At 45.9% G+C, this 16,840-nt stretch carries 11 protein-coding genes; 3 read left to right on the top strand and 8 right to left on the bottom strand.

Annotated features, from left to right (window positions below; translation table 11 throughout):
- Positions 1 to 261: 261 nt before the first annotated feature.
- Both ACLI08_RS14730 and ACLI08_RS14735 read left to right on the top strand, forming a co-directional pair.
- The gene (locus ACLI08_RS14730; protein WP_411429272.1) at positions 262 to 8,601 is read left to right on the top strand and encodes a PKD-like domain-containing protein; all 8,340 of its coding nucleotides are present in this window, start codon (positions 262 to 264) and stop codon (positions 8,599 to 8,601) included.
- Between the two features lie 16 nt (positions 8,602 to 8,617).
- Positions 8,618 to 9,598, top strand: coding sequence for a PorP/SprF family type IX secretion system membrane protein (locus ACLI08_RS14735; protein WP_411429273.1), 981 nt, complete (start codon positions 8,618 to 8,620; stop codon positions 9,596 to 9,598).
- A 295-nt stretch (positions 9,599 to 9,893) separates the two neighbouring features.
- On the opposite strand, the gene ACLI08_RS14740 is transcribed toward ACLI08_RS14735, so the two are convergent.
- From ACLI08_RS14740 to ACLI08_RS14775, 8 genes are read right to left on the bottom strand one after another with little or no spacing between them, the layout of a single operon-like run.
- Entirely contained in the window at positions 9,894 to 10,679 is a 786-nt protein-coding gene (locus tag ACLI08_RS14740; protein ID WP_411429274.1) for a PRTRC system ThiF family protein, read from the bottom strand.
- On the bottom strand, positions 10,679 to 11,380 hold the full coding sequence (locus tag ACLI08_RS14745; protein ID WP_411429275.1) for a PRTRC system protein B: 702 nt from the start codon (positions 11,378 to 11,380) through the stop codon (positions 10,679 to 10,681). Before ACLI08_RS14745 ends, ACLI08_RS14740 begins: the two co-directional genes overlap by 1 nt.
- The gene (locus ACLI08_RS14750) at positions 11,349 to 12,536 is read right to left on the bottom strand and encodes a hypothetical protein (protein ID WP_411429276.1); all 1,188 of its coding nucleotides are present in this window, start codon (positions 12,534 to 12,536) and stop codon (positions 11,349 to 11,351) included. The genes ACLI08_RS14745 and ACLI08_RS14750 overlap by 32 nt, the downstream gene beginning before the upstream one ends.
- A gap of 17 nt (positions 12,537 to 12,553) precedes the next feature.
- A complete protein-coding gene (locus ACLI08_RS14755) occupies positions 12,554 to 12,772 on the bottom strand; it encodes a PRTRC system protein C (protein WP_411429277.1) in 219 nt (72 codons plus the stop codon).
- Positions 12,717 to 13,364, bottom strand: coding sequence for a prtrc system protein e (locus tag ACLI08_RS14760; RefSeq protein WP_411429278.1), 648 nt, complete (start codon positions 13,362 to 13,364; stop codon positions 12,717 to 12,719). The genes ACLI08_RS14755 and ACLI08_RS14760 overlap by 56 nt, the downstream gene beginning before the upstream one ends.
- Before the next feature lie 5 nt (positions 13,365 to 13,369).
- The gene (locus tag ACLI08_RS14765; RefSeq protein WP_411429279.1) at positions 13,370 to 13,558 is read right to left on the bottom strand and encodes a hypothetical protein; all 189 of its coding nucleotides are present in this window, start codon (positions 13,556 to 13,558) and stop codon (positions 13,370 to 13,372) included.
- Positions 13,559 to 13,606: 48 nt separating this feature from the next.
- Positions 13,607 to 14,650, bottom strand: coding sequence for a DUF932 domain-containing protein (locus ACLI08_RS14770; protein ID WP_411429280.1), 1,044 nt, complete (start codon positions 14,648 to 14,650; stop codon positions 13,607 to 13,609).
- A 24-nt stretch (positions 14,651 to 14,674) separates the two neighbouring features.
- Positions 14,675 to 15,193 (bottom strand): single-stranded DNA-binding protein, encoded by a 519-nt coding sequence (locus ACLI08_RS14775; protein ID WP_411429281.1) that lies wholly within the window; start codon positions 15,191 to 15,193, stop codon positions 14,675 to 14,677.
- 808 nt (positions 15,194 to 16,001) lie between these two features.
- On the opposite strand from ACLI08_RS14775, the gene ACLI08_RS14780 reads away from it, so the two are divergent.
- On the top strand, positions 16,002 to 16,838 hold the full coding sequence (locus ACLI08_RS14780; RefSeq protein ID WP_411429282.1) for an STAS domain-containing protein: 837 nt from the start codon (positions 16,002 to 16,004) through the stop codon (positions 16,836 to 16,838).
- Positions 16,839 to 16,840: the final 2 nt, after the last annotated feature.

Raw genomic sequence — 16,840 nt, forward strand, 5'->3', positions numbered from 1 at the left:
GCATCCCACTTTCAAAGTTTACGTGCTTCAGAGGATTTAAAAGGGTCTGTCAGGAGGAACTTTATTGCTTTATATCATTTGAATCAATCAGGCACTTGTTCCCAGAAGAAAAAGCATAAATTTTTAAAATTGGCACCTATTAAAATCCCTATTAATAGGTATTGCTGCATTTGAAGTTTGGGCATATCTTCACGCGCCCTAACAAAATTTTAACAGTCCGTTTTTTTAATACTATCTTTGCGGCAACCAACAATTTAACGTATGAAACAAAGCTACATGCTTGTAGTACTTTTTGTACTCCTCTCAATTTTCTCATCATCTGCAAAACCAACCCATCCTCTTCTTAATGCTCCTTATTTGGACTACGAAAGAATAGATATTGGTGCAACTATTTCCGGCAGCACTTCGGTATGCATAAATGCCACTCAACCACAAATTACTTTTACTGGTAGCGGAGGTACTGCTCCTTATACGTTTACATATACAATTAACGGAGGGAGTACACTTACAGTATCATCGGGTACGGGAAATACTGTGGCGGTAAATGCTCCTACAGATATTACAGGAACTTTTTCATATGAGCTTTTAAGTGTGTTAGATTCTTCAGAAGGCGCAACACCTGTGGCAGAATCAGGTACAGCAACTATCGTAATAGTTCCTGATTTTAGTGTCATTGCCGGTAACAATATAACTGTCTGTAAAGGAAATGCAATAAACCTTTCATCTAGTTTAAGCACAGGTGCACCTTCAGGAGTTACATACTCTTGGTCGGGTCCAAACAATTACAACAGTACATCACAATCGCCAACTATTAACAATGCTACTGCTGCTATGACAGGTACATATACGGTAACAGCATCTAAGGGACAATGCCATAAAACAGATACAATGTATGTGACCGTCCTTGAGCCAACTGTAGCGAGCGCCAATTTACAAGAGTATCAAGGCTCCGATTGGCTTGTAAAATGTACAAACCCAGGTGCCACAACGGGAAACATATTTATTAATAATGGTTTAGCGAGTAACTTACAAAGCCTTGTGACCGGATATACTGTTAATTGGGGGGATGGATCCACATCTTTTACTTCTAATACTGGAAACTGGAATAATGGAAATAATATAAACCACACTTATAATATCGGGCTTTATACACTAACAATTACTATAACAACAACATTAAATTGCACAATTAATAAAAACTATACAGTTTTTATTGGAAATCAACCTGCTTCACCTCAGATACAACTACCAATAAATGCTCAAGGATGTGTTCCTTTTGAATTGACTTTTCCAATCTCTGGAGTTTCTGCCAATACCCCAGGAACAACATATATAATAACTTTCTCCGACGACCCGGCCAATCCTCATTATTATAATCAAAGTAACATACCCTCATCAATTACTCATCAATTCAGTACCTCATCTTGTTCAAACACTTTTACTAACGGAAGTACAATTGAAAACAATGCATTTGGTGTTTCAATGCAGGCTATAAACCCTTGCGGATCTGCAAGTTCTTCAGCTGGTCCTATTAGAACATCAACGCCTCCAACAGCTATAGTGACTGGACCAACGACTGGATGTATAAATCAAACAGTAACTATAATTGATGCTTCAGTAAATGGGTCAATCGTTACGGCTAATACTTGTAACGTCGATGCTGGGCGATACTGGGAAATTACTCCTTCAACAGGATGGTCATTGACCGGGAGCAACTTAGGAAATAACGGAGGGTTTCCTGACGACTATGAAGGTTGGAACTATGGATCACAGAATTTAAACATTCAATTTTCGGCTGCAGGGACTTATACTGTAAAGTTGTACAAAAGGAATGGATGTTCCGGAACATCATCGGCTACCAAAATCATTTGTATAGAACCCGCGCTTACATCTGCTTCATTTACATTAAACAATACCACTGGGTGTGGTTCGGTAACGGCGCAGGCTACCAATACAACACCAACTACAAATTCCTGTAACGTTACCTATAACTGGTCGGTTAGCTATAGCGCCAGTAATTGCGGTACGGCTCCGGCAAGTGGGTATAATTACTTTACAAACGGCACCACGGCAACATCGGCTAATCCTTCGTTTAGTTTTCCTAATCCGGGTACGTATACCGTTACATTAACTGCTCACAATTCTTGTGGCAACCAATCTGCCACACAAACCGTTACCGTAAAAGCTCCGCCTGCGGTAAATATAGGGACTATTTCTAACGTATGCGGTGGTAGTTCGGCTGTAATTAGCCCTACTGCTACGGTAACAAATTGCGGAAGCAATACACTTACTTATTCATGGAGTTTCCCCGGCGGTACACCAAGCACATCAACAAACGCAAACCCTGGTACTATAAGTTATACAACATCGGGTAATCATACAGTAACACTACAGGTTACTAATGAATGCGGCACCACTACAGATACAGAAACCTTTACCGTAACCCCGGAGGTTATAGCTAATGCGGGAAACGATGTAACCCTGTGTTCCGGGGGGGCTGCAACGCTATCGGGACTGGGTAGCGGTGGAAGCGGATCTGGTTATACATACCAGTGGCTTTCGTCTGCAAATACCGTTTTGAGCAACAATCAAAACTATACGGTTACACCTACCGCCACCACAACATATACATTAAAAGTTACAAACGGAAGCTGTAATACTACAGATACAGTAACCGTATTTATAAATACTATTACCCCGGGAACCATAGGAACTGACCAAATATTATGTTCCGGTACTGACCCGGCTGGTTTTACTGAAACAGTAGCTGCCACCGGGGCAGGGACACTTACCTATCAATGGGAAAGCAGTACCACGGGTGCAGGAGGTGCCTATGCCGATATTAGTGGTGCTACATCAGCCACGTATGACCCTCCGGTACTTACCCAGGATACATGGTACCGTCGTAAAGTAACCAGTACCCTTAATAGTGTGACCTGTACCGCAACAAGCAATGTTGTTTCGGTTACCGTAAACGCTATAACCCCGGGAAGTGTCCTGGGCTCTCAAACGATATGTGCAGGCGGCGACCCGGCAGCCTTTACAACAGATACTGCCGCAAGTGGTACGGGCACGATAAGCTACCAATGGCAAAGCTCAACAGACGGTAGTACTTATAGCAACATTAGTGGAGCTACCTCGGCTATGTATAACCCTCCGGTACTTTCGCAAAACACCTGGTACAGGCGCATCAGCATAAGTACACTTAATGGTGTTCCATGCAGTGATTATAGCAACGTGCTTACGATAACACTCACTACACCTCCCACAATCGCCCAGGAACCTCTTAGCACACAAACCCTTTGTGCAGGCGGGACAGCCCAGGTGCTAGCTGTTACAGCTACAGGTGGTGCGGCATTGACTTACCAGTGGTATAGCAATACTACAAACAGCACAACCGGCGGCACTATACTACCGTCGGCTACGCAGGACACGTATGTGCCACCTGCTGCAACAGTAGGTACAAAATATTATTACTGTGTGGTTTCGGGCACGGCAGCTGGCTGTAATGACACTAGTGCTACGGCTCAAGTTACTGTAATCGCAGCTCCGGTTATCAATGCCCAGCCCCAACCGCAAACCTTGTGTGAGGGACAAACGCCCGCACCACTAACCGTTACGTACCAAAACGGTACCGGGATCCCTACATACCAATGGTATAGTAATAGTACCAACAGCAACACAGGCGGCACTGCAATATCAGGGGCTACTGCCAATACCTACCAGCCCGGCGGCGTTTTAGGTACCCAATACCACTATGTAATCATTACCTTCCCATCAGGGGGATGCAGCGTGCTTACATCCAATGCAGTAGCAATTACCGTAAATCCAATTCCGGTGATTGCCGGCACGCAAACAGCTACAATTTGCAGTGGCGACACATTCAGTGTTACGCCTGTAAATGGAAGCGGCAACACCGTACCTGCAGGAACACAATATACCTGGACAGTAGCTTCCAATAACAGCATCAGCGGTGAGACAAACGAGGCTACACCACAGAATAGTATCACTCAGACATTGACCAACGTAAGCAATGCACCTGTTACAGTAACCTATACCGTAACACCGATAGCAAACGGATGTAGCGGTGCTGCTTTTACAGTAAGCGTTACGGTAAACCCCAGACCTTTTATAAGCCCGCAGGTGGTTACGATATGTAATGGACAATCATTTAGCGTATTGCCTGTAAACGGCTCGGGGAACAATATCCCTTCAGGTACGATGTATACATGGGGAACGCCGGCGATGACCGATGCGGCTATGGGCGGCCAATCCGGTACTGGGGCGACTGAGATCAGCGGAACCCTGAGCAATACAACCAATGCCGTACAAACAGCCACCTATACCGTAATTCCAAAATGGGTTTCGGGTACCGAAATCTGTACGGGAGCTGCTTTTACGGTTACTGTTACGGTAAACCCGCAACCCGCTGTAAATAATCTATCACAATCTGCCTGTAGTGGTGTTGCCTTTAGCATTTCACCGGTAAATGGTACCGACGGCACTGTTCCGGCAGGCACTGTATATAGTTGGTCAGCGCCTGCACCCCAACCGGGTATATCAGGATTAGCGGCAGGTACTAATAGCTCAGGTATTTCAGGCACCCTAAGCAACACGAACGCTGTCCCTGCAACAGTAACCTATGCCGTAACCCCTGTAGTCAACGGCTGTACCGGTACACCATTTAATGTTACCCTTACGGTCGCACCGACTCCTACAGTGGCAGCCCTTAGTAACCAAACGGTATGCAACCAGTCGAATACCACAGCCATTACTTTTACAGGTAATGTCCCCAATACAGTATTTAACTGGACCAACAATACACCTTCGATAGGGCTTGCTGCTTCCGGTTCGGGTGATATTACCTCTTTTACAGCGATTAATACCGGGGCAAACCCCGTAACGGCTACCATAACGGTGACCCCAGAAATAAACGGTTGTTTTGGCGCACCACAAACTTTTACCATCACGGTAAATCCTGCATCTTCGGTAGTATTTTCGCAAACCAATCAGACCCTTTGTTCCGGAAGTACCAGCACGGTGGTAAACCTAAGCAGTGCTACTCCGAACACTACCATCAGTTGGACCGCCACACAACCATCTGGAATCACGGGTGTCGCTACAAGTGGTACTACAAGCATCCCGGCGCAAACGTTGGTGAACACCACTAGCGCACCCATAACGGTTACGTATGAGGCAACGGCCACTACTTCGGGTGCTTCCACATGTCCGGGTGCCACAACAGTTTATACCATAACCGTAACCCCGGTTCCTTTTGTAAACGGTACCCAACAGATAAGTACCTGTAGTGGCACGGCGCTAAACTTTATCCCTGCAAATACAGGTGGCAACAACATGCCTGCAGGGGTAACATTTACATGGAGTGCACCAACAGGGAACGGTTTTACAGGAGGCTCAGCACAAAACAGCCCTCAGGCAAGCCTTAACCAGACACTGGTAAATACGACCAATGCGCCCGTTACCGCCACCTATACTGTAACGCCCCATTATAGCGGATGCGATGGTGTACCCTTTACCGTAGAAGTTACGATTAACCCTACAGCAACCGTACCCAATGCTTCACTTACATTATGTAGCGGCACATCCTTTACTTTTGATCCGGCTACCCTCGCAACAGTGCTCCCGGCAGGCACAACATTCAACTGGGCAGTGCCAACAGGCAGCGTAACCGGGGGCGCATCAGGTGCAGCGCAAGGCACCATAACCGGAACACTTACCAATACAACTACAGCTGTGCAGGCTGCCGTTTATACTATTACCCCTGTATCCCCGCAAGGCAACTGCAGCGGCAGTATATTTACGCTTACCGTCAATGTGAATCCTGCCTTTACGGTAAATGCAACCGTGTCTAATTACAGTGGCTTCCAGATAAGCTCGGCAGGAGCCAGCGACGGCTTTATAAACCTGACACCATCAGGAGGCAGCGGATCGTATACCTACTCATGGACAGGACCTAACGGTTTTACTGCTTCAAGCCAAAATATAACCGGTCTTGCTCCGGGCGTATATACTGTAACCGTAAGTGATGGGCTTTGTTCAGGAATTATACAAACCTTTACCATTACAGAACCCTTACCTTTGGTTATCGCAGAAGTTACGGCAAGCCATGTAAATGTGGATTGTTTTGGACAGTCGACTGGGGTAATTGAAGTGGCAGTAACAACCGTGTCGATTGCACCGTTTGACTATGCGATCCTCTTACAGAATGGCACAGTAGTACAAAGTGCCGATAACCTTACGGCACTTAACCATACGTTTAGTAACCTGCCGGCAGGGGCCTATAACATCAAGGTTACGGATGCTAACGGTACATTAAAGTTTATTAACGGCATACAAATCACACAGCCGGCCAGTGGCCTTGCCATAACGGGAAGTTTGGTTTCGAATTTCAACGGGTTCAGTATCAGTTGTACTGGTGCCAGGAATGGCAGTATCGACCTTACTGTAAGTGGAGGCTATCCGGGATACACTTATGGCTGGACGGGGCCTAATGGATTTACTGCTACAACGGAAGACCTGACAAGTCTTAATCCGGGGGTATATACGGTAACCATTTTAGACACCACCAATGCCTGCCCTGTTACACAAAGCTTTACTATTACCGAGCCGCAACCTGTAGCATTTACAGGTGCCGTGCCAGTGTATAATGGTTTTGAAATAAGCTGTTTTGGAGGCAACAACGGTAGCATCAATATAGCACCTGCTGGAGGTACAGGTATATATACCTATGCCTGGACAGGGCCAAACGGCTTTACCGCAGCTACCCAAAACCTTAGTAGCCTGGGCATCGGTAGCTATCAGCTCATTGTGACTGATAGTAACGGCTGTAGCGCACCATCACAACGTTTTACACTTACCCAGCCAACTGCATTGGCTATTACAGAAACCCATGTAAATGTATTGTGTTTTGGTTTAGCTACCGGCTCGATTGATGTAACGGTTACAGGCGGTGTACAAAATACTTCGGGGGTATACACCTATGCGTGGACGGGTCCCAACGGATTTTCCTCTAATATGGAAGACCTCACGAATATTGCAGCAGGCACCTATAACCTAATTGCTACCGATGCCAATGGATGTACCATTCCGCTCAGCGTAACGGTTACTGAGCAACCCGAAATCATTATTACCCCTACAACTACACCCATTACCTGTTACGGGGCAAACAACGCCAGCATTTCCCTTGCGATAACCGGTGGGGATGCGCCATATGTCGCCCAGTGGAGCAACCTTGCCACAGGTACGTATCAGGACAATTTAGCTGCCGGAAATTATGTGATTACCGTAACCGATGCCAGCAACTGTATCAAGCAAATTACCGTTGTAATTCCGGAAGCACCGGTGTTTATGGTAACGCCTGTAGTGAACCAGATTACCTGTCACGGTGCGCACAACGGCAGCATAGCGCTGAACCTTGTTGGCGGTATTGCTCCTGTCACGCTGGTATGGAGTGATGGTTCAAATCAGGGGACTACCCGAAACAACCTCGGTGCCGGGACTTATACTGCAACCATTACAGACGGCACGCCATGCCAAATAGTGAGGACATTTACCATTGTTGAGCCTGCTGCAATGAGTATTTCAGCTAATCTTACCCACGCACTTGACTGTAACAATGCATTAAGCGGTGCGATAGACCTTGTGGTAGGTGGCGGTACACCTCCCTATACATATACTTGGTCTAACGGACAGACCGTAGAAGACTTAAACAATATCACTTCGGGAACGTATTCTGTAACCGTTACCGATGCCAGCGGATGTTACGTTTCGGGCACCTACAATATAACCCGTCCGGATCCTATTACCCTAAATGTAACCCGTAATGTGGTACACAATTGTGATACACAGTATGTGAGCCAGACCAATATAGCTCAGGCTGCGGGAGGTGTCCCTCCGTTTCAATACACCTGGAGTAGCGGAACGGTTTCCGGGGTATACGGGCAGAATATGAATACCAATCAAAACGGCACGGTCATCGTTACAGCCACAGATTCATCAGGATGTACTGCGACAACCACATTTGAGGTAGACACACAGCAACTTGGCGAAGCGAACTTCACTGCCGGTTCTTATGCGTTTACGACGTATCAGGAGTATTCAATATCAGATCCGATACATTTTGATAACCTATCTACCGGAGATTATATTGAAGTGGGTTGGGATTTTGGTGACGGCGCCAGCTCACAGGAAATAAGCCCGGATCACACCTACCTGCGCGAAGGGACATACACGGTAAGGCTACACGTGATTTATCCTTATGGCTGTACTGATACGTATACAATGACTATTGTTGTAACAAAGGGATATGATGTCATGGTGCCGAATGCCTTCACACCGAATGCCGACGGGCATAACGACACCTTCAATGCAGTACACAGAGGGCTAAAATCAATTGAATTACATGTATTTGATACGTGGGGTGCGCTTATCTACTCGGAAAAAGGGGAAGTAATTACCGGCTGGAACGGCTATGTAAAAGATAATCCGTCTGAAAACGGAAATTTCTATTACCGTATTAAAGCCGAAACATTTTATGGACAAATTATAGAATTAGAAGGTCCATTCGTACTGATTAAATAAACCAACCGGAAGCAAAATGAAAAATACTATTACCTCAATACTGTTCCTCCTTTTTTGTGCAATTGCTCATGCACAAGACCCAATTTTTACCCAATACTTCATGGTGCCACAGACCATAAATCCCGCTTTTACGGCTTTTATGGAAAATACTAGTGTGGGAGTAATACACCGCAGCCAGTGGCCTGATGCCAAGCTAAAAATAAGCAGTGATTATGCATTCCTAAATACCTGGGCTGAAAGTATAAACAGTGGCTTTGGAGTAAGTGTGCTTAGCCAGCGTGAATCATTTACAAATTACAGCCTCTCTCAGGTAAACGGTAGCTATACCTATCGTGTCCAATTATCAGATTATTGGTATTTCCACCCGGCTCTTGAAGTGGGTTATGGCAGCAAGTCATACGGCTTCCAGAATCTTGTGTTGGAAGACCAGATAAACATTGGTTCAGGAACCATTGATCCGGTGAGCAGCGATCCACTAGCGCTTAACAATAAAGCGGGATATTTTGATGCCGGGGTGGGTATGATGTTTAATAATGAATATGCCTGGATCGGTGCCTCTTTAAAGCATATTACCAAACCGAATATTTCATTTACCCAAGCAGGTAATTTACCATTAGACATGTTTTTTTCGGTAAGTGGCGGTTACGAATTTTTGTTCTCTAATTTTTATTTTACATCCGATGCAAAACTGTTGATTACAGCGAATTATATGCAGCAATCGAAGTTTAACCGTTTGGATGCTGGTGCCGGTTTTGTTTTTGAAAGGATTTTCTTTGGGGCAAATGTAGCCACTAACCCCGCGAGGAATAACTCCAATGCTCCATTGGTAACTTCTATAAATCCTTATTTGGGCATCCAATATGAACACCTTAAATTTGGTTATTCCTACGACGCTTTGACCAATGGCATGGGCCGTAATGGCGGCGTGCATGAGTTTTCAATATTATACCAGTTTGATTGGGAGAAAAAATGCCAGGGCTGTCCGGAGTATTTTTAAAATGAGTATATTTATAATGATAATTAAAACGAATTATCATTGGTTGGTTTAAAATGCCTCTTCCTAAAGAAGGGGCATTTTTGTATAAGTCTATAGACCTCAGATAAATTTTTAGATTGTATATTAAAAATAAAATCCGAGCAGTACAAGGACCAAACAACACGCGCCCGCACGGTAAATGCAGCAGGGGTTTCCCCGATGCTGTTTCCGTGCGGGCGCATCCGCTTTCAAACCGCAAAAAGGCGTTCCCGACCACAGGGAGGGATTGCCTTTTTGCTCCGAAAATCCGGGCTAATCAGCCAACCGCTAACGGTTGGCTGCGAAAATTCCCCAAGTTCAGAAAGAACCCCCTCTCGGTGGTCAATCCCTGCCTGAGCAGCTGCCACAAAAGGCTGCAACCCATTTGTGCCAAGACGGAATTGATGAACAAGTCCTGTTTTTCGAGTGCTTCGGCGAGGGAGCAGCTCGGCAGGTCTTCGGTATCGCTTGCTTTAAGGAGTTCGGTAAATTCACGGGTAACCTGTGGCAGGCTGCCCACAGGTGTAAACTTTTCCGAAGCAGGCTGTTTGATATTGCCAATGGTAGAGAGGATAACCTGTCCTGTGTCCTTGCTGTTGCCGAAGTCCATCCAATAACGGGGCGTGTCGGCACGGTGCGCACTCAAATCCAAATCGTCCAACACTTCGGCTATCCCGAAACGGGCTACTGCGGTATCTACACAGGATATGTAAAGGGCATTCCTGCCCGTAGCCGTATCAACAGTAAATGGTTTTTCTATGGCTTTCCAAGCCGTTCCAAAAAATCGGTTGGTGCGGGTAATGAGGGCGGCTGCTTTGGATAAGCCGACTTCGCATTCTGCAAATAACTGCCTGCCACGGTTGGCATCGGTAATTACATCATCATCCCACAGGCTGACCTGAAAGCCTGCGTGTCCCAACTGTTGCAGGCTGTGGGACATTCGTGCCAAGCCTGTCAGCACCTGTGAGCCTGTACCGCCTGCACCAATAAGGCACACATTTATGGGATTGGTAGGGTTCAATAATTCGGGTGCGGTAAAGTGTGCTTTTGTTTTCGTTTCCATTACAGTAGGTTTTTAAGGGTTAGCGGTGTGGTTCTAAGGGTATCGGTAGGGAATGGCTTTTTAGCGTCTGCCATCAGTTCCTTATAAAGGTTAAAGAGGTTTACGCCTACGGGGTTGTGTTCGTTTATATGATGGGAAAAATAACTCCCGAAAAAATACCCCTGCCATGCGGCAATAAATTCCTCTAAGGTGGCAGCGGATTTAATGGATACATCTACATTACCCATACACACATTGCCTTTTTGGTAGAGGTTAAAAAAGGGGGCGTGGAATAACGGGGTTTCTGCTATGGGTTTGGTTTTGCTATTAAGCGCAAAGATTTGTAACTGTTTCCTGTTGGCTTTCCAAACGAGCGCAGGCAATGAAACTTTACCGTTATCCAATCCCAGGCTATCGGCAAAGTATAACTTTTGGCGTTGGGGCTTGGTGTACCATACCACGCTGCCATTGTCGGATGGGTTAAGGTGCAATACATTGGCAGGCAGTACGCCCTCGGGGCGCAGGAATGCCTTTCCTGACTGCTCTCGGGTATCAAGGGCTTTGGCAAGGCTTTGCGCTTCCCTGACCGTTAACGGGTGTGGGTTTACAGGGCTTCCGCTTTCGTCCATATCGTAATACTCAATGTATGGGGAGGTAAAACCGCTTGCAGTAAAAACTACAAGGGCGGCTTTAGGCTGGTATAGAGGGACGTTTGGTGTCATAATCGTAGTTGTTTAAGAGGTAACACAATTCATTCAGGAGTGGGAACAAACGGCATTCAAAATCAAGAGTATCGTTTTCCTGCGCTTGCCCATCAAAAAAGCGTTTTAAAACAGGTTCTTGTTTTGAAAGGCTTTCGCTGAAAAAGGCGTTAACGGATTGTTGCACATTTTCATACAGCCACCCATCGGTGGACGCCACAAACCCGATGTATTTTTCCATCGTAATGCATTCGTAATCGTCATAATCATCGTTTTCATAGTCGGGCAGGCAGTCGGTATCGGCATGACGGTATATGGAAGTTTTAGGATAATCCTGCCACAGGCTGTAAAACTTTTGGGCTATGCTATGGCATTGTCTATCCAAATCATCACAGGGCGTAAAGGCTTTGAGCCATACCCCAAAATGGTCAAAATGCACCCTGTTCCACATCCTACGCAGCATTTTTTCCCCGTAATGCTGTGCAGCCCTTAGTTGGCTTACATGGTCATTGTAATCTTTTTGTTCCCAATCATCGGGGTCATTGGTTACCCATTCGGTAACCATTTCATACTGCCAATACAAAAAACAGTCCTCAGTGTAATACGGAATATTCACGGTATGGAACAGGTAGCTGAACACGCAGAGCAAGAGCCGTGCGCCTTTACGGTGCTTTTTGTCCTGCATCATATAATGAAGGGGCAGCACAGGAATATAAAACAGCGTGTTACCGGTATGGCAGGTTTCCGTTGTCTGAACCGCAAAGCTGCCGTTATCCTCTAAGAGTTCCAAACCGATATGCTGCGGGTACTTCTCATTGAGCAGCCTGCCTGCTTCGTGCAAGGCAACCTCCCTGCCGTAGGGATAGGCAAACCCTGTAGTATCTACAGGGCTGATGCCGTAATGGTCGCACAGCAGTTTAAAACTGCGGTAAAAATCCTTTTTTTCACTGCTGCCAGTGATTGCCAGCCCTGTGTAGTGGGGCAGGAAACGGGTTTTCAGAAAACCATAGGCAGCAGCCCCGCAGGGGCTGACCTCGGTCGGTCGGCAAGCACTTCGGCGGTGTCTTTCCTGCGCTGCAAGCCCATCAGGAATTCGCCTGCGTTTTTGTGCAGCAGCTTTTGCCTTGTGTTTTGGGGCAGCCGTAACTGCCCCGCTATTATCTTTTGCATAATCCATAACGTTAGGTTTTATACTTATCCTTTAGTCCCCATAGTGGTTTCAAAACGGTACTGTACGGTATCGTTTGTAATTTCAGGGCCGACCGTTTTGGCGGTGGTCAGGGTAGGGTACGTGTTGGCATAGAAATGCATCACGGCTTCCACGCTCCATTTCGGGTCAGGGTCGGTCAGTTCAACCTCATTCCCCTTGTCTTTCATCAGGAATACCCTCGGCAGTATTAAGGTCTGTAGCATCTTGCTTAGTTTTAGGTTCAACATTCGTTACTGCTGTGGCAGGCTGTTCAGCCCCGAAAAGGTCAGGGCTGAATTGAGCCGACAGGCTCGAGCGGCGTTTTTGCATTTCCTCAGTTTTGTCGGGGAACTCGGAAGTTTTTGGAACTTTTAACCACGCTTCCCTATATTTGCCTGCTGCTTCGAGTTTATCCACTTCCGCCATAATGCCTTTGTATTTCATTTCCTTGATTTCCTCGGGCGTGGTGGGCTTGTCCGATGTATCGGCTTTATCCGTTTTTTCGGTTTTCTTCTTTTCCATTGCTGCATTTTTCTTGGCAGCTTCTTGTCCTTTAAGGTAGGCTTCCATATTCACGAGCAGTTTGGAGGTTTCGGCAACGGGTGCGCTGACAGCATCAAAAAAGCCCTCACACAATTCCTTTGCGCTACCCCTTAAAATCAGGGGCGGTATATGGTTTTTTGCGGCATCCCCGCAACCGTCATTTTGCAGCAGTACGGAGGTGGTCAGTTGTTCCCCGTCCTTTTTAACGGTAATGTTCAGGCAGCCCTCAAACGGGATGGCTGCGATATGGGCGAAAAAATTTGTAACGGGCATGGCGTTTATTTTTTGGGTTTGCGTTGCGGTTCGGGGTTGCTTTCTATTACACGCCTGATAAGGTTCAGGGCGGTTGTAGTGTCAAAGGCATCGGCTGCGGTCATTGCCACGTGGTCAAGCCTTTCCATAATAGGCAGTACTTTTTTTAATGTGGTTACTGCCTTGCGTTCTGTGGTGGGTGCTAATAGGGTCATAACAATACAATTTTAAGCAGCCCCGCAAAACAGGGCTGCGGTTAATTATCAGTTGAATTGCAGGGCAACCGCCCCATCTTTGGCAAAGCCCCCGCACAGGTCAAAGGCTTTTTGTCCCCGTGCCTGTGCCGTACCGCCCAAACAAATGGATTTTAGTTTGTCCTCGCCCGTTTTGAAGCTGCGTACATTTTGGTAGTAGCCCGTAACGGCATTGTATGCGCCAAACAACGTGCCTTTGGTGGTAACAAGGCTTTGGGTATCGTCTGCCATAGCGTACTCGAATGCTGCATCACAGGCATTTTTATACATCGTTGAAAGTTCCTCAGTAGCCCCTTTTTTGAGTAGGTTATAGGTTTCTTTGTTCGGGCAAAGTGCCAACTGTATAAGCTGCTTTACCTGTTTATCTTCAATGCGCACATTAGCCCACTCGTTAAAGATGCCCTCTAATTGTAAAGACAGGTTATCGGCAACGCCCATTACTTTGTGCGCTTGCTCCAAACGTTCCTTAGCCCCTGCGGTGTGGCGTATGCGTACCACATTGGTAGCAGTTTTCAGGGCGGCGTTAAGGGTATTTTGGCAGACGATACGCACGGGTGTAAAGGCTGCGGTAATGGAACCGCTGCCATCGTGGGAGGTGGTCAGGAAAATATATTTTTGTGTTACATCGTCCCCGTTGCCCACACGAATATAGCCGGGCAGTTTTGCGGTAATAAATATGCGTTCCCCATTGCCGAGTGCGCCTGCGGTTTCATATAGTATGCCCTCGCCACCGCCTACAATAGCATCGAAAAAGGCGAACGCATCACTGTTCTGTACAATTTGATAGTCTTTGCCCACCACGCCAAAAACAGCTTTGGTATCGGTGCGCATGGTGGCGTACTGGTCGGGTATTGGGTAACTGTCGAATAGCCCTGTACCGCGTGCGAAAATCGGGGCTTTGGCTACTTCATAGTCCAAGCCTGCAAAAGCTATGGCTTCACGGGAAGTCGGGTAGTTTTCTACAACCTGCCCAAGCCCGTGCCAAGCGGTTTGTTTTACACTCATAAAGGCGTGTTGCCCTGTTGCTTCGTTGAAATTTATATTATGTGCCATGATTTTAGATTTTAAGGTTACTAATTAAAATGGGAGGTCGTCGTTATCGGCTGCGCCATTAGGGAGTATTTCGGCTTCGTACACGGGTGCTGCTGTTGCATTGGCAGGCTGTAGCGGTTCAGCATTGTACACAGGGGCTGCGTTCGCTGCTGCTTGGTTTATTTGTTGCTGCGCCCGCTGTTGTTGCTGCGCCTGTTGTTGGGGTTGCTGTGTTGCCTGCGGTTCGGCTTCGTTTTTACCGCCCCCGTGCAGTTTAATGTCTGTGGTGTTGAAGTTCAGCCCTGCTTTAGGTTGCCCATCGTTGCCCATCCACGCACGGGCAGACACACGCCCTGCGAGTTCTACAAGGCTGCCCGTGGTCAGGTATTGTGCCACCCCTGTAGAAAACCAATAGGCACAGTCAAAAAATTCCGTTTGGGTTACTTTAGTCCCGTTTTTGTCTTTGTAGTCGTGGTTTACGGCTATTGAAAAACTCACTACACTTTTGTTGTTTGACAGGTTGCGCACTTCCGCATCCCTTGTCACTCTTCCGATAATTGTCATAATCGTCCTTGTTTAAATGATACATTCGTTTTGTATCTTCCGCCAGTCCTCTAATCTGTTACAGTCCTGCCTCGCTTGCGCTCCGCATAACTTTTTCCCAAAAGAAAACCGGAAAAAGAAAGCAGGTAAACAGTGCGGGTAAAGCGGGAAAACAAAAGGAAACGGAATAAGTCCCAAGGGGTGGGTTTGTGAGTATGCGAGCAAAGCCATTATGCCGTAGTCTTTTGCTTTTACCAGCGTGCTTTACCCGCAATACATTAGCTGCCTTTTGCCGGTTATCTTGGGAAAAGTTCAAATAATAATTTTCAGATGGTAATATAGTACAGAGATTGAGGATGCAAAGCCAGTTATGGTATTAACGGATTGCTGTATGTAGTGGTAGTTTTTTTAAATTATTTCCCGTGGTTTTCCACTGGATATTTCAAAGACGCTTAAAACGTCAAAGTGGAGCCGGCGGATCCGTTCAAGGCATTTAAAAGAAAAACAAAGACAAATAAAAGACCCGCTTAAAAGCCGAGAACTCCAGGTTATTTAAAATCACACCTTCTCAACACAACGACTTAGCGTATTAGGGAGAGATTTTGTTTTCAAGTGCTACACGGAACATTACGGTTTATATTATGAAGTTAGCTTTGTTTAATAATTATTGGAAGGTGCGGTACAAAATTTAGAAGTAAATTAAAATAAAAATTGCACACTTTAAAACACTATATTTGATAGCAATACGCATCCCTAATGCAGGTGACCCTAATTGTATTATCGTTAGCTAATTTAGAAACTTCCAGTAGTAATGAACACAAACAAAACAGTGAAAATCTTAAAAGAAAAAAAAGACACCATCCTTGAACTTTGGACTACCAAGCAGAAGGCTGAAGACAGTTACTTTAATACAGACGACCAGAAAGAGGATTCTGAAGACTTTGCGACATCGTTCTTAGATGCGTTAAGCGATGCCACTATAGAAGACCAGGATTCAAAGGGATATGATAAAGTGCATGAAGTACTTATGGGGATATCGGTATCACGGGCAAAAAGGGGATTTTCTCCAAGAGAAACCGGAAGCTATTTATTCAGTTTTAAGGAAGCCCTTTTAGAAGTACTTTCTGATGAAATTCAAGATTCTGCCACACTTTATAGTGAAAGCCTCAAAATCAGCAAGATTATCGATAACATGGCCATACTTACCTTTGAAGGCTATATCAAAGGGCGTGAAGATGTAATAGCCAGACAAACCGATGAAATTACAGAAATTTCTACCCCTGTTATCCGCGTATGGGATGGTGTAGTGGCGCTACCTATTATAGGAACTTTAGATAGTGCACGCACACAGGTAGTTATGGAAAACCTTTTACAGCAAATTGTTGAAACCGGCAGTACCATTGCTATACTAGATATTTCGGGAGTACCGGCAGTAGACTCGCTTGTTGCCCAGCATTTAATAAAAACGGTAAGCGCTACAAGGCTTTTGGGTGCCGAATGCATCATAAGCGGCATAAGGCCGGAAATTGCCCAGATTGTAGTACACTTAGGTATAGACCTTTCCAATATCATAACAAAATCAACGTTGGCTAGCGCACTGCAAACGGCATTTAATATGCTGAAACTTGAAGTGAACAAAAAAAAGGTTACTTATACAAACAGCTAAGT

This window comes from Flavobacterium sp. RNTU_13 (genome assembly GCF_046614455.1).
Classification (GTDB): domain Bacteria; phylum Bacteroidota; class Bacteroidia; order Flavobacteriales; family Flavobacteriaceae; genus Flavobacterium.